Genomic DNA, 18,719 nt, shown 5'->3' with positions numbered 1-18,719 from the left:
AGAATGTCGTCCTCTTTTTCAACGTCGGGCTATTCGATGAAACGTGTTTCTCAAATGACCGCGCTGGCACTGGCTTTAGGGCTCGCTTGCGCTTCTTCCTGGGCTGCTGAAACAGCACAGACGCTCACCCTCAACCAGTTACAGCAAAAGCAAGGCGCGGCGATCGATACCCGTCAGAGCGCTTTTTATAACGGCTGGCCGCAATCGCTTAATGGTCCTTCAGGACACGAGCCTTCCGCACTGAACCTGTCTGCCGCCTGGCTCGACAAGATGAATGATGAACAACTCAGCGCCTGGGTTAAGGCACATCACCTGAAAACTGACGCGCCGGTGGCATTGTATGGCAGCGATACTGACATGCAGGCCGTCAAATCCCGCCTGCAGAAAGTCGGCTTTAACGCTATCTCAACCCTCAGCGATGCGCTTACGGACCCTGCCCGCCTGCAACGTCTGCCGCACTTCGAACAGTTGGTTTACCCGCAGTGGCTGCACGACCTTCAGCAGGGTAAAGAGGTAACCGCCAAACCGGCCGGTGACTGGAAAGTGATTGAAGCCGCCTGGGGCGCGCCGAAGTTGTATCTGCTCAGCCATATCCCTGGCGCGGGCTATATTGATACCAACGAAGTCGAAAGCGAACCGCTGTGGAATAAAGTGTCCGACGCGCAGCTCAAAGCGATGCTGGCGAAACACGGCATCCGCCACGACACCACGGTGATTTTATACGGCCGCGATGTCTACGCCGCCGCGCGCGTGGCACAAATTATGCTGTATGCAGGTGTGAAAGATGTTCGTCTGCTCGACGGCGGCTGGCAGACCTGGTCTGACTCAGGTTTACCGGTCGAACGCGGTACGGCACCAACGGTGAAGCCTGAACCTGATTTCGGCGTGACGATCCCTGCCCAACCGCAACTGATGCTGGATATGGAACAGGCTCGCGGTCTGCTGCATCGCCAGGATGCGTCTTTGGTGAGCATTCGTTCATGGCCGGAATTTATCGGTACGACCAGCGGCTATAGCTACATTAAGCCAAAAGGTGAGATCGCAGGGGCGCGTTGGGGCCATGCAGGCAGCGACTCCACCCACATGGAAGATTTCCATAACCCGGATGGCACCATGCGCAGCGCCGATGACATCGCCGCCATGTGGAAGCAATGGAATATCCTGCCACAGCAGCAGGTCTCATTCTATTGTGGTACCGGCTGGCGTGCTTCGGAAACGTTTATGTATGCCCGCGCAATGGGCTGGAAAAACGTCTCCGTCTACGACGGCGGCTGGTATGAGTGGAGCAGCTCTCCGAAAAACCCGATCGCCAGCGGTGAACGGGGTCCGGACGCCAGCAAGTAAGATTGCCATTGTTGCCGGATGCAGCGAGAACGCTTTACCCAGCCTACATAAACCATCGTTGTAGGCCGAATAAGCGAAGCGCATTCGGCAACGCACTACGTTACGCCGGACGCTGGACCGCTTTCAGCGTCAGATATCCGCTCCAGATCCGGGTGAACGTCGTCATCCAGCACAGCGCGCCAAAGACCCACGCCATTACGGCAAAATATTCCGGGAACAGACATCCCAACACAAACAGCAAAATCGTCTCGGTTCCTTCGGTCAGTCCGCCCAGATAATAAAACGATTTATGCGCATAACCGGGGTTATCAATCTGATGCTTTGCCGCCAGCGCGGCGAAGGCCAGAAAGCTGCTGCCGGTGCCAATAAACGCGAACAACAGCCAACCGCCTGCCAGCGCATTTTGCGCCGGCGCAGCAAGAATAAAACCAAACGGCACTAAGGCGTAAAACAGAAAATCGAGCGAGATATCGAGAAATCCTCCCGCGTCCGTTAGCCCTCTGCGCCGTGCCAGCGCCCCATCCAGCCCGTCAAACAGCCGATTGAGTACAATGGCCACCAGCGCCGCCATATACCAGCCTAACGCCAGAAATGGCAACGCCAGCACGCCAATAGCAAAACCGACCAGCGTAAGTCCGTCCGGGGTAATCGCCGGTTGATCAATGATGCCCACGCAGCGATGCAAAAGCGGTTTTAATCGCGGATGAAGATGACGGTCAAGCATGCGGGCGTCCTTTAAAACTGTCGCACAGTCCCTGGGAGGGAATATCGAGAGCGGCATTAAAACGCGCCGAGAGATTTTGAAACGCAATCAGCGCGGTCATTTCAGTAATGGCGTCATCGGTAAAATACTGCTTCATCTGCGCTTTCAGCGCATCGTCAACCTGTGGTGGCGTTGCGGTGACCGCATCAGCATAGGCCAGCCCTACACGTTCTTCTGCGCTAAATAGCGTTGATTCTTGCCAGTTGGCAACCTGTAAGACTTTATCCAGCGCGCCGCAGCGTTCAGCCAGCCGTAAACTGTTGGCGTCAACGCAGAAAGCGCAGTGGCACACCTGAGAAACGCGGGTCATCAACAGCGCGCGCATCACCGGCGACAGGCGCGCCTTTTTACGCTCCAGAAACCCGACAAACAGCGCCACCAGCCAGAACAGGAACGGCATCCGCCCCCACCAGCGCGTGGGATGCAGCACATCACCATAATGTTTTTTCTGCGTAGCAACGAGCGGTTGCAAACTGGAAGGGATACGCGTTAACGGTTTTACCCACGACTGAGGATCGTTCAACGGTGGCTCCTGAATACTTTAGATAAAACAAAGATAACGATAGTATGTCATTTTCTACCGTTAGATCTTGATGAATATAATGAAAACCCTCGACGTGGTCGCCGCTATCATTGAACGTGATGGCAAAATTTTACTGGCTCAACGCCCGCAGCATGCGGATCAGTCAGGTATGTGGGAGTTTGCTGGCGGTAAGGTTGAGCCGGGGGAAAGTCAGCAAGAGGCGCTGGTCCGTGAACTGCGTGAAGAGTTGGGCATCGAGGCGGTCGTTGGGCGCTACATTGCCAGCCATCAACGCGAGGTTTCAGGCCGACTCATTCACTTACATGCCTTGCATGTACCGTCATATCAGGGGGAGCTGAGAGCGTATGAGCATCAGGATATCGTCTGGTGTTCACCCGAAGAGACACTGCGTTATCCGCTGGCGCCTGCCGATATCCCGCTATTAGAAGCGTTTATCCTTTTACGCGACGCCAGACCAGCGGATTCGTGCTGATCGTTTTATCATCGCGCTGGCACTGAAGCAAAACGCCATCCGCTTTAATCACCGCCCCTTCTGAGTAGTTTTGATCCTGATAAATACAGCACTGACTACAGGGTTGCGCCCGCTGACCGCTGGAACTGAACACTTCCGGCGGGACATTCACCTGCACGTCCGGGCGATAGAGCTGATTTGCCAGCGTCGCGCTGGACACCAGTGCCAACGCTCCTGCCATGATTATACGGCGCATATTCTTTCCTTTTTGACTGACAGTTATGCTCAGTATAACGGTATAAACCGGCAGAAACTTTAGCCCTTGCCATCATCGCTTTTGGTTATGACCCACGCCGCAATATTAATTTACTTAGCGCGGTTAATTTTTTCTTGCGTCCCGTCACACTGCTGATGTTATAGTCAAAAACTGCAAAACACTTAACACAAAAATCAAAAATATAACCATATCAATACATAAGAGGTATTTATATCTATGGATCAGACATGTTCTCTGGAGTCATTCCTTAACCATGTGCAAAAGCGCGACCCGAATCAGACCGAGTTCGCGCAAGCCGTTCGTGAGGTAATGACGACACTGTGGCCCTTCCTCGAGCAAAACCCGCGTTATCGTCAGATGTCGTTGCTGGAACGTCTGGTTGAACCGGAGCGCGTGATCCAGTTCCGCGTCGTCTGGCTGGACGATCGCAATCAGGTGCAGGTCAACCGCGCGTGGCGCGTGCAGTTTAGCTCCGCCATTGGCCCATACAAAGGCGGGATGCGTTTCCACCCTTCCGTGAACCTGTCGATCCTGAAATTCCTTGGCTTCGAGCAAACATTTAAAAACGCCCTCACCACGCTGCCAATGGGCGGGGGTAAAGGCGGGAGCGATTTCGATCCGAAAGGTAAAAGCGAAGGCGAAATCATGCGTTTCTGCCAGGCGCTGATGACCGAACTGTTCCGCCATTTAGGGCCCGATACCGATGTTCCGGCGGGCGATATCGGCGTGGGCGGTCGTGAAGTCGGCTTTATGGCCGGGATGATGAAAAAACTGTCCAACAACAGCGCCTGCGTCTTTACCGGTAAAGGTCTCTCTTTCGGCGGCAGCCTGATTCGCCCGGAAGCTACCGGCTACGGTCTGGTGTACTTCACCGAAGCGATGCTCAAACGCCATGGCCTGGGCTTTGAAGGCATGCGCGTGGCCGTCTCTGGTTCCGGTAACGTGGCGCAATTCGCCATTGAGAAAGCCATGGAGTTTGGCGCGCGAGTAGTCACCGCCTCCGATTCCAGCGGTACCGTGGTCGACGAAAGCGGATTTACCAAAGAAAAACTGGCGCGTCTGTGCGCGATCAAAGACAGCCGCGACGGCCGCGTGGCGGATTACGCCCGCGAATTTGGCCTGACCTATCTGGAAGGCCAACAGCCGTGGTCGGTTCCGGTTGATATCGCCCTGCCGTGCGCCACCCAGAACGAACTTGATGTCGATGCGGCACGCGTGCTGATCGCCAACGGCGTGAAGGCTGTCGCCGAAGGGGCAAACATGCCTACCACCATCGAGGCCACCGATCTGTTCCTGGAAGCCGGTGTATTGTTCGCGCCGGGTAAAGCGGCCAACGCGGGAGGCGTAGCGACATCCGGTCTGGAAATGGCGCAGAACGCCGCACGTCTGGGCTGGAAAGCGGAGAAAGTGGATGCGCGCCTGCACCACATCATGCTGGATATTCACCATGCCTGCGTCGAGTACGGCGGCGAAAGTAAGCAAACCAACTACGTACGTGGCGCCAACATCGCGGGATTCGTGAAAGTTGCCGACGCGATGTTGGGCCAGGGTGTGATTTAATTCAGATCTGTTGTTCCCGTAGGCTAGATACGGCACACGTGCCTTATCCAGCCTAAGAGCGCATTACAGGCCCGCCTCTTCAGATGGCGGGCTTTTTTTCGCCGTGCGTTTCCGCGGCGCGCTCTTTTTCTTGTCACCACCACTACTACCCGGTGCGGCAATACCACGGAAGCGTCGTACCGGCGTGCTGCGCGCCTGATCGATTAGCTGATACAGCGTCCCCACCAGCGGCTGCATGAAATCCTGATATCGACACTGCTTTTCGCTGATTTGGGTCAGGATAGACTCCCAGTGCGCGGTCATATCCGGGCGCGTCGCCATTTCAGGCAGCGAATGAAACAGCGCTTTTCCGGCATCGGTAGAATGGATATAGCGCCCCTTCTTCACCAGGAAACCACGCTTAAACAGCAGCTCGATAATCCCGGCGCGCGTCGCTTCCGTTCCCAGTCCGTCCGTTGCGCGCAGGATCTTTTTCAGATCTTTATCCTGCACAAAGCGCGCGATTCCGGTCATCGCTGACAGCAGCGTGGCATCGGTAAAGTGCCGCGGAGGCTGGGTCTGTCGTTCAACCACTTCGCCTTTTTCGCACAGCAGCTCGTCGTCTTTTGCCACCACCGGCAGCGGCGTCCCGTCGTTATCTTCGTCGCGCTCTTTGTTGCCTAGCAGCGTACGCCATCCAGCTTCAGCCAGAAAACGGGCTTTGGCGACAAACTTACCTTTCGCGATGTCCAGCTCAATAACGCACTTCCTGAATACCGCATCCGCGCAAAACTGCATCAGATATTGACGGGCAATCAGGTTGTATATCTTCGCTTCATTATCGTTCAGGTTGATGGACGAACTGCGCGCGGTTGGAATGATGGCGTGGTGGGCATCCACTTTTTTATCATCCCAACAGCGGTTTCGCGTATCGGGATTGACCGCCGGTTGCGGAAGCAGATCCGGCGCATGGACGCTAATCGCGTTCAGCACCGCGTGACGTCCGGCAAAGTGTTCTTCCGGCAGATAACGGCTATCCGAACGCGGATAGGTGATCAGTTTATGGGTTTCATACAGCTTCTGGCAGATATCCAGAACGTTTTGCGCACTTAAGCCAAAGCGTTTCGCCGCTTCAATCTGCAACGCCGATAGCGAAAACGGCAGCGACGCGGATTCTGATTCCCGTTTATCGTTATAGCTGGTGACGATCGCCGGCTGACCGTTAATGCGGTTTACCACGTGTTCAGCCAGCGTGCGGTTTAGCAAGCGCCCTTCTTCATCCTGATACGGCTCACACGCTTCGCTCGGCTGCCAGATAGCGGTAAACCGCTCATCGGCGGGCGTCACGATATGCGCCTTTACCTCGAAGAAGTCTTTGGCAACGAAGTTTTCAATCTCTTCATCGCGACGCACAACCAGTCCGAGCACCGGCGTCTGCACGCGCCCGACCGAAAGTACGCCCTGATAGCCCGCGTTACGCCCCAGAATGGTATAAGCGCGCGTCATGTTGATACCGTACAGCCAGTCCGCCCGCGCTCGCGCCAGTGCCGACACGCAAAGGGGGATGAACTCACTGTTGGCGCGCAGACGCTCAATCGCCCGCTCGACGGCCTGCGGGTTGAGGTCGTTAATCAGGCAGCGTTGCACCTGCTGGCGCTTTTCAGGGGCCAGTTGCAGGTAATCCAGCACTTCATCCACCAGCAGCTGTCCTTCACGATCGGGGTCACCTGCGTGAATGACTTCACTGGCCTCATGCAAAAATCGCTTAATAACGTTGAGCTGTTTGGTCACCGAGGGACGCGGCTGCAGTTGCCACTTTTCCGGGACAATCGGCAGATCAACCAGACTCCAGCGAGCATAACGACTGTCGTAGGCATCTGGCTGCGCCTGCTCAAGCAGGTGACCAATACACCAGGTCACCACTTGCCCGTTTCCGCATTCGATAAAACCGTCACCTTTGCGATGTGGCTTCGGCAGCACATCGGCGATAGCGCGCGCCAGACTCGGTTTTTCGGCAATAAACAACCGCATCGAGTTAACGGATCTCAACCATGGCGCGACCGCCACGAGCTTCCACTAACTCACCAATCGCGGTGAGGTCGATGCCAAACTGCGCCGCTGACGCTTTAACTTCGGCTTCAGCTTCCGGCGTTACCGCTAACAGCAGACCACCGGAAGTTTGCGGATCGCAGAGCAGATCGCGAACCGACTGCGGCATTTCACCCATCAGGTGTCCGTAGCTGGCAAAGTTACGCTGGGTACCGCCCGGCACCGCGCCCTGCGCGATGTATTCTTCAACACCTGGCAGCTTAGGAATAGCCTGGTAGACGATCTGCGCCTGAACGCCGGCCCCCTGACACATCTCGCTCAGATGCCCCAGCAGCCCAAAACCGGTAACGTCGGTCATGGCTTTCACGCCGTCGATATCGGCAAATGCCGCCCCGGCAATGTTCATCCGGCACATTACTTCCGTCGCCAGCCCTTTGTGCTCGTCCTTCAGCAGCGATTTTTTCTCTGCGGTGGTCAGGACACCAATACCCAGAGGCTTGGTCAAAAACAGCTTGCATCCCGCCTCGGCGGTGCTGTTTTTCTTCACGCGTTCGGTTGGAACAACGCCGGTTACCGCAAGACCAAAGATAGGCTCAGGGGCATCGATAGAGTGCCCCCCCGCCAGCGCGATACCCGCCTGACGGCAGGCAAAGCGTCCGCCTTCGGTTACTTCGCGGGCGATTTCCGGCGCCAGCTTATCAAGCGGCCAGCCCAGGATAGCAATTGCCATAATCGGTTTGCCGCCCATGGCGAAAATATCGCTGATGGCGTTGGTGGCGGCGATGCGGCCAAAATCAAACGGATTATCGACAATCGGCATAAAGAAATCGGTGGTGCTGATTACGCTGGTGCCGTTCCCCAGATCGTATACAGCCGCGTCGTCGCGGGTTTCATTACCCACCAGTAAGTTTGGATCAACAAACTTCGCCTGCTCGCTGTGCAGGATGGTTTCCAGCACTTTCGGGGAAATTTTACAACCGCAACCGGCTCCGTGGCTGTATTGCGTTAAACGAATAGCTTGCTCGCTCATGGACATCTCCTGTCATTGCAATCCGGATATGGTAGCGCTCATTCCATGATGTGGTAAGAGTGACTGTCTGAATTCGGGTGCCTTTGCTCATAATCCAGACAGTTTTGCCGTTGATATCAGAAATAACGGACGAATGCGCTCGGATCGGCAAGGGTAATCGTCGTGGAAGCTTTCAACTGTGGTGTGCCCAGATAGAGAAAACCGACGATTTTATCCTGTGGGCGACAGTCAAACGCTTCGCGGACGACCTCACTTTCGGTTAATGCGCCACTGCGCCAGATACCGCCAAAGCCTTGGGCAATGGCTGCCATCTGCATGGCCATCACCGCACAACCGGCAGACATTTCCTGTTCCCATAGCGGAACCTTGTCGTTTGCTTCACATTTCGCCACCACGGTAATAATCAGCGGCGCGCGAAACGGCGCGCTGCGCGCTTTTTCCTGGGCCTTCTCATCGCTGCCAGATGCAATAGCCCCTTTTTCAAGCACGGCGGCAAAGCGTTCACGCCCTTCGCCCTCAATGACAAAGAATTGCCACGGTTGCAGCGTTTTGTGGTCCGGCGCGCGCATTCCCGCACGCAGAATATTTTGCAGTTGCTCTCCTGCCGGGGCCGGTTCGACGAGACGAGAGGCGCTACGACGGGTCATAAGTAATTCGAGTGCATCCATTTGCTTAACTCCAACAATGAAATTTGTTCACAAAATTAACACGTGAGCGGATTTTGTTACAGCACAGGCGGTGATTCCTGCTGACAAGTGCCTGTCGGGTCATTACGATAGCCTCATCTTATCGCCTTTCTCCGGGATTTCGGGGTGGCGTGTTGTTAATTGGTAGGGAGAATACATGCGAACCCTGTGGCGATTTATTGCCGGATTTTTTAAATGGACATGGCGATTACTCAATTTCGTCCGTGAATTTGTGCTTAACCTGTTCTTCATCTTTTTGGTGCTGGTTGGCGTGGGCATCTGGATGCAGGTCAGCAGCAGCAACACCAGCGAACACGCTGAGCGAGGCGCGTTGCTGCTGGATATCTCCGGGGTGATTGTCGATAAGCCTTCGAGCACCAGTCGTTTAAGCGTTATTGGCCGTCAGCTGTTTGGCGCCAGTTCCGATCGTCTGCAGGAAAACTCCCTGTTCGATATCGTGAATACTATTCGCCAGGCAAAAGATGATCGCAACATCACCGGCATCGTGATGGATCTGAAAAATTTTGCCGGGGCAGACCAGCCTTCCATGCAGTATATCGGCAAAGCACTGCGGGAATTCCGCGACAGCGGTAAACCGGTCTTTGCCGTGGGCGATAACTTCAGCCAGGGGCAGTATTACCTCGCCAGTTTTGCTAACAAAATTTACCTCTCTCCGCAGGGTTCCGTTGATCTGCACGGCTTTGCCACCAACGGTCTGTACTACAAGTCCCTGCTCGATAAGCTGAAAGTTTCCACGCACGTGTTCCGCGTCGGGACCTATAAGTCTGCCGTAGAACCGTTTATCCGCGATGATATGTCTCCTGCCGCGCGTGAAGCCGACAGTCGCTGGATCGGCGAGTTGTGGCAGAACTATCTCGACACGGTCGCCGCCAACCGCCAGATCCCAGCTCAGCAGGTGTTCCCTGGCGCACAGGCGATGCTGGACGGTTTGACGAAGGTCGATGGAGATACGGCGAAATATGCGCTCGACAACAAACTGGTGGATGCACTCGCCTCCAGCGCCGAAGTCGAAAAAATGCTGACCAAACAGTTTGGCTGGAGCAAAGCGGATAAAAACTATCGCGCCGTCAGCTATTACGATTATTCGCTGAAAACGCCGGCGGATACCGGAGACAGCATTGGCGTTATCTTCGCAAACGGCGCGATTATGGACGGTGAAGAAACCCCAGGAAATGTGGGGGGCGACACCACTGCCGCACAAATCCGCGAAGCGCGTCTCGATCCGAAAGTGAAAGCTATTGTTCTGCGCGTGAACAGTCCTGGCGGCAGCGTCAGCGCCTCGGAAGTCATTCGTGCTGAGCTGGCTGCGGCAAAAGCGGCGGGTAAACCGGTTGTCGTGTCTATGGGCGGCATGGCGGCCTCCGGTGGCTACTGGATCTCCACCCCAGCCAGTTACATTGTGGCAAACCCCAGCACGTTAACCGGTTCAATCGGGATCTTTGGTGTGATCAACACCGTAGAAAACAGCCTGGATTCCATTGGTGTACATACCGATGGCGTGGCCACTTCCCCGCTGGCGGATATCTCCATCACCAAAGCGTTACCGCCTGAAGTGCAGCAAATGATGCAATTGAGCATCGAAAATGGCTATAAGCGCTTTATCACGCTGGTCGCGGATGCACGTAAGACAACCCCTGAGCAGATTGACAAAATCGCGCAGGGCCACGTCTGGACCGGTCAGGATGCGAAAGCCAACGGACTGGTAGACAGCCTCGGTGATTTTGACGACGCCATCGCGAAAGCGGCTGAGCTTGCCAAGCTGAAACAGTGGCACATTGCGTATTATCAGGATGAACCGACATTCGTCGATATGGTAATGGACAGCATGTCAGGCTCCGTTCGCGCCATGCTGCCCGAAGCTATTCAGGCCATGCTCCCGGCGCCGCTTGCTTCTGCGGCCAGTGCAGTTAAAGCGGAAAGCGATAAGCTGGCCGCGTTTAACGATCCGCAAAACCGATATGCGTTTTGCCTGACCTGCGCCAACGTTCGCTAACAATTGCCCCCTCTTCGGGATGAAGAGGGGTTTTCATTGAGACAGAAGAAAAGTCATGCAAAAGAAATCGATTTACGTTGCCTATACCGGCGGTACCATTGGTATGCAGCGCTCAGAACAGGGTTATATTCCTGTTTCTGGTCATCTCCAGCGTCAACTGGCATTGATGCCTGAATTCCACCGCCCGGAGATGCCAGACTTCACCATCCACGAATACGTCCCGTTGATGGATTCCTCCGACATGACGCCGGAAGACTGGCAGCATATTGCGGAAGACATTAAAGCGCACTACGACGATTACGATGGTTTTGTCATTCTGCACGGCACCGACACCATGGCGTTTACGGCTTCAGCGCTCTCTTTTATGTTGGAGAACCTGGGTAAACCGGTAATCGTGACAGGGTCACAAATTCCGCTGGCAGAGCTACGTTCAGACGGGCAAATCAACCTGCTCAATGCGCTGTACGTTGCGGCAAATTACCCGATCAATGAAGTAACCCTGTTTTTCAACAATCGACTGTTTCGCGGCAACCGTACCACTAAAGCGCACGCCGATGGCTTTGACGCCTTTGCCTCACCCAACCTTGCGCCGCTACTGGAAGCCGGGATCCACATCCGTCGACTGGGAACACCGCCAGCACCGCACGGCGCAGGTGAACTGATTGTTCATCCTATTACTCCACAACCGATTGGCGTAGTCACCATTTACCCAGGTATCTCCGCTGATGTGGTGCGTAACTTCCTGCGCCAGCCGGTAAAAGCGTTAATTTTGCGCTCCTACGGCGTGGGCAATGCACCGCAAAATAAAGAGTTTCTGCAAGAACTTGAAGATGCGAGCTCACGTGGCATTGTTGTGGTGAACCTGACCCAGTGTATGTCCGGCAAGGTAAACATGGGTGGCTATGCGACGGGTAATGCCCTCGCCCACGCTGGCGTGATTGGCGGCGCGGATATGACCGTCGAAGCCACGCTCACCAAATTGCACTATTTACTCAGTCAGGGACTGGATGTGCAGAGCATTCGTGAAGCTATGACGCAAAATCTGCGCGGCGAGCTCACCCCGGACGAATAAAGGAGTCTATGCCCATGGCCCGAGCCTTACTGTTGGTCGATTTACAAAATGACTTTTGTGCCGGCGGCGCTCTCGCTGTTCCGCAAGGCGACAGCACAATCGAGATTGCCAACCGTCTGATTGACTGGTGCGCCCTACGCGGCGACACGGTTGTTGCCAGTCTGGACTGGCATCCGGCTAATCACGGTAGTTTTGCCAGCCAGCATCAGGTCGCCCCCTACAGTCAGGGACAACTGGATGGTCTGGCGCAAACGTTCTGGCCCGATCATTGCGTGCAAAACAGCGAAGGGGCGGCCCTGCATCCGCTGCTGAACCAGCGTGCAATAGCGAAAACCTTCACCAAGGGCGAGAACCCGCTGGTCGACAGTTACAGTGCGTTTTTTGATAACGGTCGTCGTCAGGCAACCGCGCTGAACGCCTGGCTGCTCGAACACCGTATTGCTGAGCTTATTATCATGGGTCTGGCTAGCGACTATTGCGTTAAATTCACCGTTCTGGATGCGCTCGATCTTGGTTATACCGTCAGCGTTATTACCGACGGCTGCCGTGGCGTCAATATTCAACCCCAGGACAGTGCAGAGGCGTTTATGGAAATGGCCGCAGCGGGCGCAACGCTGTATACGCTTAATGACTGGCTGGAAACCCATCGCTAATTGATGTCGACAGGATCCCCCCTGTCGGCACGTTATCTCAAGCCAGTGTCGAAATCTCTTCCAGCGAAACTTTGCGTGTTTCGATGCCAAAGCAAAAAAGAATCAGCGCGCACAGCACCAGCATTATGCCTAGCACGATAAAGACCGTAATCGAGCCGTAGCGGGTCAACAAGATAGCGACGCCATAGGGCGTAAATACTGCGACAATTCTTCCCACGGCATTCACAAAGCCCGATCCCCGCAATCTAAGGTGTGTGGGCCACAGTTCGGGGACATATACCGCAGAGGCAAAGCACACGTACATATACAAAAAAAAGATCATCACCAGCCCGTAGCTCAAAATAGCCCACTCTTCGGTTTGAATCGAATAGAAATATCCGAGCAGCGCGATAATAACCAACAAGAATGAACCAAACAATCGACGTGGAAAACGATCAATAATCAGTGTGGCAATAAATATCCCAACGGGTGCGCCAATCATAATTATCGCGGTCATAAAAATAGATTTCGTCACATCGATTCCCGAATTAACAAAAATCGTCGGGATCCATACCGTAATGGTATAGAGCGAAATATTCATCGCGATAAGCACGGTGATTGCCACCAGCGTACAACGCAACATCGGCCCTTTGAACAAGAGCCAAAATGAATCACTTTCCGTGCTTATATCCGCAGTCAGGCAATCGCTATGGCAGGGAGGTAAAGTGATGTTTTTTTCTTTCTGAATTTGCAGTTCCACCTGTAGAAGATGTTTTTCAGCTTCGTTTCTCTTTCCTTTGCCAGCCAGCCAACGAGGAGATTCAATATAATACTTTCCCGACAGATACCATGCTAAGAGCATCGCCATGCCACCGAGTAAAAACATCATCCGCCAGCTTAGAAAGGCGATAATCACAACGCCAATCGCCGCTGAAAGCATCGGCGACCAGTTGCCGACAAACGACAGGCGAGCAGACCACTTCCCACGCACCCCGGGCGGAATAAATTCAGTAAATGAGGCATAGCCCACCATAATCAGCGCTCCCATTCCGCTCCCCATTAGGAAGCGGAAAAAGATAAGCCAATACATGTTAGGCACAAACGTTGCCGCACAGGCAGAGACCCCGACGATCAGCAAATTGAAGCGGAACGCTTTGCGTCGACCAAGATAATCACCAATAAAGCCACCGGTTAGTGAGCCAATAAAATAGCCAAACATCAGAGCCGAGGTAAACGCGGCGTTGAGGTAATTATTTGACCAACCGGTACTGACTAATTTTGCCAACACCACATTCCCGGAATAGCTGAGAAAACCGGTGACTAATAAACTAAAACTGATAATGCCGAAAATACGAAAATGAAATCGAGATAAAGGTAAGCGATCTAATCTTGCACCGATAGGGTCACATTGTTCCATCTGGATGCCTCAAATTAAGCTAAATAGAAAGTATGGCGATCGCGGCAGAAAAAATCTCACCGCGCCATCCATCATCATTAGATTCTTCTGGCATTTTCCAGGTGCAAACTAAAATAATATCGATACGACCTACGTTAAAATTAATATACGAGTTGAATATTATTTTCTTTGCAAAATGCAATCCACTCTGCACCCGGTGCCTTATTGGTTATTAGGTAATTAATATGGCTAAAGTCCACGAGCTGGACGAACGCTTTACGATCGAACTTCGAATGATCAACCAACAGAGCCACCTCGGTCGCCTGGCGGATCATCGTCTTTTTGATTTCCGCTTCCGCTTCGTTAGAGTCAAGCGCTCCGCTCTGCATATCCAGACCTTTGCAGCTCATTACCAGGATATCAACATGATAGCGGCTGATAATCTCCTTGGTGATCCTTCCCTGAAGCGACAGCGTATTCTTATTTAATTCACCGCCAGTAGAAACAACGTTAATTTCTGACTGTGCAAGTTCATGAAAAGCTTCAGCCGAGTTGGTCAGTAGCGTCAGATCGTTTCTTTCCTTCAACAGTTTCAATAATTCCATCGCGGTACTGCTGGCGTCGGCAGCCATGGTGGTCTTATTTTTAATGAACGGTAATGCATTACGGGCAATGATCTGCTTTTCTTCAAAAAAAGATTTTGCACGCTTATAAAAATGGATATTGTCGGACAACGCGGTTGTATTGAGTACAGCACCGCCATATGTTCGGGTCAAAAACCCTTCATCTTCCAGTTTTTCCAGATCGCGGCGAATCGTTTCTTCAGTCACCTGAAAGATCGAACTTAAATTAGATACCGCTACTTTCTTATCATTCACCACCATTTGCTTAATGGCCTGAATCCTGTCTTTTGCCGCCACGATGACACCTCTGTTTGCTGCAAAGTAATAATAAGACCCAAGTATCTCACAGGCCATGTTTATTTTCAAAATAACATGTCTGAATCACAGATTTTAGTGCTATTTTACGCAGAAACAGAGGTGAACCCCATTTGGCTTATTTTGTATCCAACGCCTCAGCCATTCGCCTCATCAATAAAGAATCATCATCGGTCAGGGGAATCGTTAACGCCTGAACATTATCACGGACCTGTTCAGGTGCGGTTGCGCCGCTCAGCAAGGTGATTAAATCGCTTTGCTTTAAAATCCACGCCAGTGCCAGCGCGGGGATTGTGCAGCGGTATTTTTCGCACAACGGCCGCCATTGCTCAAGCATGTCAATCACCCGTAGCATATTGTCTCGTTGGAACCAGACTTTGTTGGCCCGCGCCCCGCCAGGGACATAATCGCGATCAATAGTTCCGGTCAGTAGACCCTGCTCAAGCGGTGAATATACCTGCACCACGATGCCATGCTGCTGACATAACGGCAGCAGTTCAGCTTCCAGTGCCCGGTCAAGGATGCTGTACTTGGCCTGGATGATATCCAGCTCACCGTGTTTGAGATACTCCCTGATATGTTCCGCATCGACGTTAGCCGCACCGATAGAACGAATTTTCCCCTCTTTCTTGAGTGCGTTTAGTGTATCGACGGTTTCCGCAATCGGCGTAAAACAGGGTTCGACCGACTGCCAGTGGGTCATGTAGATATCAATGCTCTCAATACCCAGTCTTTGCAAACTGGCATCCACCTCTTCGCGAATCGACTCGGGTGTGAGATTTTTATACAACTGCCGGTCGCCCACTTTGTTAAACAAACTTCCTGTTCGCTCCCAGACGATGCCGCATTTGGTTTCAACAACGATATCGTTACGCGGCAGTTTTTTCAGCGCCTGCCCGACAATCACTTCACTATTGCCGAAGTTGTAACCTGGCGCGGTATCAATCAAATTAATACCGCAGCGATGCGCCTCAACAATGGTATCAATACAGACCTGCAGATCGAGATCGCCGTTCCACGCCGGACCGCCGCCAATCGCCCATGTGCCTAATCCCATGCGGGAAAGCGTAATATCCGTACTGCCTAAAGGAATCATTTTCATCTGCCGCTATTATCCTTCATATTCATCGAGAAGTTGTTCAACCAGCTTTCTGTTCTTCACACCCGTCGTGGCCCCTACGCTCAAAACCGATATGGCTGCCGTTGCATTAGCAAACAGCGCGCACTCACGCAGTGTTTTGCCTTCAAGCAGCGCGGAAATAAATCCCGAGGCAAAATTGTCTCCCGCGCCGATAGTGTCGATGGCGGTAATTCCCGAAACGGCTGGAACCTCGATTTTCATATCGACACGTTTGATAAAGCAGCCTCTCTTGCCGGTCTTAATCACGACTGTTTTCACGCCGCAGTTCAGGAAACTGTCGGCAATGTCATCCAGCGTCTCTTTCCCGGTGAGCAGTTTGGCCTCCTCAAAATTAGGAAACAGATAATCCACGTAGCTCAATGCCTGTCGAATATCTTTCAGTGTTTCATTAAGCCGCGGTTTGATCATATCCGCACAGATAATTAACCGATGCGCTTTCGCCTGAGCGAAAATTGCCGTCAGTGCATCGCTATCCAGTAACGGGCTATTAAAAATACTCGCCAGCGACAGCAGCTTTGCTTGAGAGAAGCGGTCAAAATCAACATCGCTGATATTCAGCTTCCACAGGCTGCCGTTACGGTTAGTCACGAAAGTACGCTCGCCATCGGCGGTGACTAATCCCACGTTAATAGATGTATCAATTGCGGCATCCTGCTTCAGGCTCTGAATATCTATATTCTCCCGACGACAGTGGTCGAGAATAAAATGACCTGCTGCATCAGCACCTACCCGGCTCATTAACGCTGTACGATGACCGAGACGAGAAATAATAGTCGCTTCATTAATTGCGTCGCCGCCGGTTGTCATCGCTATTCTTTCTAACGGATAAGAATCAACATCAAAAATATTTTTACTCACCGGCTGTAAGGGAATATCAACAATAGCTGCCCCTATACAAATAACCTCGATATTATCCATGTTGTCATTCCGCTTTACCGTCAGAACCAAACAATTTAATTTTCTCCAGCGCGCGCTCTTTTACCGCTTTGCGAACTTCACGTTCAACGTGCAGGAAGGGCTGATTCTGGTTCTCCTGCACTGCCACCATGGCAGCCTGGCACAGTTCGGTATGAATGTTGATTTTAGAGATACCTAATGAAATGGCTTTTTTGATATCCGCATCGCTGATACCCGACGCACCATGCAACACCAGTGGCACGGATACGGCTTCCCGCACGCGTTTAACCACGTCGAAATTCAGTTTCGGCTCTGAGGTATAGACGCCGTGCTGGTTACCAATCGCCACCGCCAGAGAATCGCAGCCGGTACGCTCGACAAATTCCGCCGCCTGGTTCGGATCGGTATAGTGATAACCCGCGAGCGCTTCTTCGTACACCGTTTCATTGCCCACATGGCCCAGCTCAGCTTCGACCGGCACACCCAGCGGATGGAAAAAATCCACGGCCTCTTTTGTCAGACGAATATTCTCTTCGAAATCAAAGGCAGAGGCATCACGCATCAGCGAATTCATACCATGAGTCCAGGCGTTATGGATAATCTCCATGCTACGTCCGTGATCCCAGTGGGTAATAACTGGAACCGAGGCCTTTTTAGCCATTGAAACCATCATGTGCGAAAAATCTTCGAACGAGGTATTACCCACAAAACCAGTACCGAAAGAGATAATCACCGGCGATTTCGATTCTTCCGCCGCATCAATCACCCCCATTAGCATTTCCGCATTCCACACGTTAAAGTGAGCAATCGCATAATGTTTATTTTGGGCATCATTTTCCCAATATTTAATATCTGCCAGCATAGTTATGTCTCCCTTTCCGATAAATTAATGATTTACTTTAATTACGCCTTTAATAATTTCGCTTTTGTTATTAACGGATTCATCAAACGCGCGCTGAACATCTGCATAATCGTAAATATGCGTCACCATCGATTTCACATCGAACCGTCCGGAGGATATGGCTTCAATAGTAACCGGATAGCGGTTGGCGTAACGGAAAACGGTCTGAATAGACACTTCACGGTTAATTTTGAGGAAATTAATTGCGGAATCACCAGGTACTGTACCAACGATCATGATTTTCCCGCCGCGCATCACCAGATACGGCGCCTGCTTAACGGTTATGGCTGAACCGGCAGTTTCGAAAACAATGTCCGCGCCCATATCGCCAGAGAACTGCTGGCAGCGGACAATGGTGTCCTCTTTTGCACCGTTTATAACGGTTGTCGCCCCGAGTTGTTCAGCCATCGCCAGACGTTTTTCCAGCACATCAACCACCGCGATCTCGGTTGCGCCCAAACATTTACACGCCTGCAAAGTCATTAAACCAATACACCCCGCCCCAAGAATGACGATTTTCTTACCCGGTTTAACGTCTGCCAGCATTGCAGCATGCATACCCACCGCCGCTGGCTCCACCAGCGCACCTTCCAGGGTGTCCATGTTATCGGGCAATTTGTAAGTGAAACTCTCCAGATGACACAGATAGTGGGTTAGCGCGCCGCGGTAGTTGGGCTGCGTAGCCATAAAATCGACGTCCGGGCAGATATTGTATTTCCCTTCCAGGCAGTAGCGGCAGTGACCGCACGGTACACCGGGTTCAATATTCACCCGATCACCCGGTTTAAATTTGGTTACACGGTTCCCTACCGCCACCACCGTACCGGCGCATTCATGCCCCAAACCAATTTCCTGATTAGGATCTTTCGGCGGAATAAAAGGACCTGATTCAAAACCGTGAACATCTGAACCGCAAATCCCAACGTATTCAACTTTGATCAGCACTTCATGCTCATTGGGCACCGGAATATCGGCGGCGATAATTTTCATCGTGCCCGGCGTTTTTAATATCGCTTTCGAGTTTTTCATTTTATTTCCCGTCAAT

Annotated in this window: 18 protein-coding genes; 6 read left to right on the top strand and 12 right to left on the bottom strand. The window is 52.6% G+C overall.

Annotated elements, in window-relative coordinates:
* The first annotated feature begins 36 nt into the window (after window positions 1–36).
* Entirely contained in the window at window positions 37–1,344 is a 1,308-nt protein-coding gene (locus N0B36_RS05615) for a sulfurtransferase (RefSeq protein ID WP_049040435.1), read from the top strand.
* Between the two features lie 100 nt (window positions 1,345–1,444).
* Here the strand turns inward: N0B36_RS05615 and N0B36_RS05610 are convergent, their stop codons facing one another.
* Window positions 1,445–2,068, bottom strand: a complete 624-nt coding sequence (locus N0B36_RS05610; RefSeq protein WP_259686169.1) for a CDP-alcohol phosphatidyltransferase family protein — start codon at window positions 2,066–2,068, stop codon at window positions 1,445–1,447.
* Complete coding sequence (locus N0B36_RS05605) at window positions 2,061–2,630, bottom strand: carboxymuconolactone decarboxylase family protein (RefSeq protein WP_016156315.1); 570 nt, start codon at window positions 2,628–2,630, stop codon at window positions 2,061–2,063. The genes N0B36_RS05610 and N0B36_RS05605 overlap by 8 nt, the downstream gene beginning before the upstream one ends.
* A 79-nt stretch (window positions 2,631–2,709) precedes the next feature.
* On the opposite strand from N0B36_RS05605, the gene N0B36_RS05600 reads away from it, so the two are divergent.
* A complete protein-coding gene (locus N0B36_RS05600; RefSeq protein WP_259686168.1) occupies window positions 2,710–3,123 on the top strand; it encodes a pyrimidine (deoxy)nucleoside triphosphate diphosphatase in 414 nt (137 codons plus the stop codon).
* On the opposite strand, the gene N0B36_RS05595 is transcribed toward N0B36_RS05600, so the two are convergent.
* Entirely contained in the window at window positions 3,083–3,358 is a 276-nt protein-coding gene (locus N0B36_RS05595; protein WP_016152834.1) for a YnjH family protein, read from the bottom strand. The genes N0B36_RS05600 and N0B36_RS05595 overlap by 41 nt on opposite strands.
* Before the next feature lie 237 nt (window positions 3,359–3,595).
* On the opposite strand from N0B36_RS05595, the gene gdhA reads away from it, so the two are divergent.
* Window positions 3,596–4,939, top strand: a complete 1,344-nt coding sequence (gene gdhA / locus N0B36_RS05590) for an NADP-specific glutamate dehydrogenase (protein ID WP_047498892.1) — start codon at window positions 3,596–3,598, stop codon at window positions 4,937–4,939.
* A 63-nt stretch (window positions 4,940–5,002) separates the two neighbouring features.
* Here the strand turns inward: gdhA and topB are convergent, their stop codons facing one another.
* The 3 genes from topB to N0B36_RS05575 all read right to left on the bottom strand — a co-directional run bounded on the left by topB (window position 5,003) and on the right by N0B36_RS05575 (window position 8,665).
* Window positions 5,003–6,949 (bottom strand): DNA topoisomerase III, encoded by a 1,947-nt coding sequence (gene topB / locus N0B36_RS05585; protein ID WP_259686180.1) that lies wholly within the window; start codon window positions 6,947–6,949, stop codon window positions 5,003–5,005.
* Window positions 6,950–6,953: 4 nt separating this feature from the next.
* Complete coding sequence (gene selD / locus N0B36_RS05580) at window positions 6,954–7,997, bottom strand: selenide, water dikinase SelD (protein WP_103766207.1); 1,044 nt, start codon at window positions 7,995–7,997, stop codon at window positions 6,954–6,956.
* A 116-nt stretch (window positions 7,998–8,113) separates the two neighbouring features.
* Complete coding sequence (locus tag N0B36_RS05575; protein WP_016152830.1) at window positions 8,114–8,665, bottom strand: NAD(P)H nitroreductase; 552 nt, start codon at window positions 8,663–8,665, stop codon at window positions 8,114–8,116.
* A gap of 175 nt (window positions 8,666–8,840) precedes the next feature.
* Between N0B36_RS05575 and sppA the strand changes: the two genes are divergently transcribed.
* The 3 genes from sppA to pncA are packed head-to-tail and all read left to right on the top strand — an operon-like array spanning window position 8,841 to window position 12,422.
* Window positions 8,841–10,697, top strand: a complete 1,857-nt coding sequence (gene sppA / locus N0B36_RS05570) for a signal peptide peptidase SppA (RefSeq protein ID WP_016156312.1) — start codon at window positions 8,841–8,843, stop codon at window positions 10,695–10,697.
* Between the two features lie 55 nt (window positions 10,698–10,752).
* Window positions 10,753–11,769, top strand: a complete 1,017-nt coding sequence (gene ansA / locus N0B36_RS05565) for an asparaginase (protein WP_016156311.1) — start codon at window positions 10,753–10,755, stop codon at window positions 11,767–11,769.
* Between the two features lie 14 nt (window positions 11,770–11,783).
* Window positions 11,784–12,422, top strand: a complete 639-nt coding sequence (gene pncA / locus N0B36_RS05560) for a bifunctional nicotinamidase/pyrazinamidase (RefSeq protein ID WP_409065452.1) — start codon at window positions 11,784–11,786, stop codon at window positions 12,420–12,422.
* Between the two features lie 37 nt (window positions 12,423–12,459).
* On the opposite strand, the gene N0B36_RS05555 is transcribed toward pncA, so the two are convergent.
* From N0B36_RS05555 to N0B36_RS05530, 6 genes are all read right to left on the bottom strand, one after another.
* A complete protein-coding gene (locus N0B36_RS05555; RefSeq protein WP_047498903.1) occupies window positions 12,460–13,818 on the bottom strand; it encodes an MFS transporter in 1,359 nt (452 codons plus the stop codon).
* Between the two features lie 140 nt (window positions 13,819–13,958).
* Window positions 13,959–14,717, bottom strand: coding sequence for a DeoR/GlpR family DNA-binding transcription regulator (locus N0B36_RS05550; RefSeq protein ID WP_016152825.1), 759 nt, complete (start codon window positions 14,715–14,717; stop codon window positions 13,959–13,961).
* A 136-nt stretch (window positions 14,718–14,853) separates the two neighbouring features.
* On the bottom strand, window positions 14,854–15,837 hold the full coding sequence (locus tag N0B36_RS05545) for an aldo/keto reductase (protein WP_016152824.1): 984 nt from the start codon (window positions 15,835–15,837) through the stop codon (window positions 14,854–14,856).
* A gap of 9 nt (window positions 15,838–15,846) precedes the next feature.
* Complete coding sequence (locus tag N0B36_RS05540) at window positions 15,847–16,794, bottom strand: carbohydrate kinase family protein (protein ID WP_047358601.1); 948 nt, start codon at window positions 16,792–16,794, stop codon at window positions 15,847–15,849.
* A 4-nt stretch (window positions 16,795–16,798) separates the two neighbouring features.
* The gene (locus tag N0B36_RS05535; protein ID WP_016152822.1) at window positions 16,799–17,635 is read right to left on the bottom strand and encodes a ketose-bisphosphate aldolase; all 837 of its coding nucleotides are present in this window, start codon (window positions 17,633–17,635) and stop codon (window positions 16,799–16,801) included.
* Window positions 17,636–17,659: 24 nt separating this feature from the next.
* On the bottom strand, window positions 17,660–18,703 hold the full coding sequence (locus tag N0B36_RS05530) for an NAD(P)-dependent alcohol dehydrogenase (RefSeq protein ID WP_259686166.1): 1,044 nt from the start codon (window positions 18,701–18,703) through the stop codon (window positions 17,660–17,662).
* Window positions 18,704–18,719: the final 16 nt, after the last annotated feature.

It is taken from the genome of Citrobacter sp. XY323 (assembly GCF_025106035.1).
Taxonomy (GTDB): Bacteria; Pseudomonadota; Gammaproteobacteria; order Enterobacterales; family Enterobacteriaceae; genus Citrobacter; species Citrobacter braakii.
The sequence above is the reverse complement of the archived record's forward strand: the minus strand, read 5'-3'. Positions and strand labels throughout refer to the sequence as shown.

Bases quoted from the DNA above. Each gene is read 5' to 3' on its own strand.
- N0B36_RS05535 (WP_016152822.1), bottom strand. From the start codon at position 17,635: ATGCTGGCAGATATTAAATATTGGGAAAATGATGCCCAAAATAAACAT.
- N0B36_RS05545 (WP_016152824.1), bottom strand. From the start codon at position 15,837: ATGAAAATGATTCCTTTAGGCAGTACGGATATTACGCTTTCCCGCATG.
- selD (WP_103766207.1), bottom strand. From the start codon at position 7,997: ATGAGCGAGCAAGCTATTCGTTTAACGCAATACAGCCACGGAGCCGGT.
- N0B36_RS05575 (WP_016152830.1), bottom strand. From the start codon at position 8,665: ATGGATGCACTCGAATTACTTATGACCCGTCGTAGCGCCTCTCGTCTC.
- N0B36_RS05530 (WP_259686166.1), bottom strand. From the start codon at position 18,703: ATGAAAAACTCGAAAGCGATATTAAAAACGCCGGGCACGATGAAAATT.
- gdhA (WP_047498892.1), top strand. From the start codon at position 3,596: ATGGATCAGACATGTTCTCTGGAGTCATTCCTTAACCATGTGCAAAAG.
- topB (WP_259686180.1), bottom strand. From the start codon at position 6,949: ATGCGGTTGTTTATTGCCGAAAAACCGAGTCTGGCGCGCGCTATCGCC.
- N0B36_RS05600 (WP_259686168.1), top strand. From the start codon at position 2,710: ATGAAAACCCTCGACGTGGTCGCCGCTATCATTGAACGTGATGGCAAA.
- N0B36_RS05615 (WP_049040435.1), top strand. From the start codon at position 37: ATGAAACGTGTTTCTCAAATGACCGCGCTGGCACTGGCTTTAGGGCTC.
- sppA (WP_016156312.1), top strand. From the start codon at position 8,841: ATGCGAACCCTGTGGCGATTTATTGCCGGATTTTTTAAATGGACATGG.
- N0B36_RS05610 (WP_259686169.1), bottom strand. From the start codon at position 2,068: ATGCTTGACCGTCATCTTCATCCGCGATTAAAACCGCTTTTGCATCGC.
- N0B36_RS05540 (WP_047358601.1), bottom strand. From the start codon at position 16,794: ATGGATAATATCGAGGTTATTTGTATAGGGGCAGCTATTGTTGATATT.
- ansA (WP_016156311.1), top strand. From the start codon at position 10,753: ATGCAAAAGAAATCGATTTACGTTGCCTATACCGGCGGTACCATTGGT.
- N0B36_RS05595 (WP_016152834.1), bottom strand. From the start codon at position 3,358: ATGCGCCGTATAATCATGGCAGGAGCGTTGGCACTGGTGTCCAGCGCG.
- pncA (WP_409065452.1), top strand. From the start codon at position 11,784: ATGGCCCGAGCCTTACTGTTGGTCGATTTACAAAATGACTTTTGTGCC.
- N0B36_RS05555 (WP_047498903.1), bottom strand. From the start codon at position 13,818: ATGGAACAATGTGACCCTATCGGTGCAAGATTAGATCGCTTACCTTTA.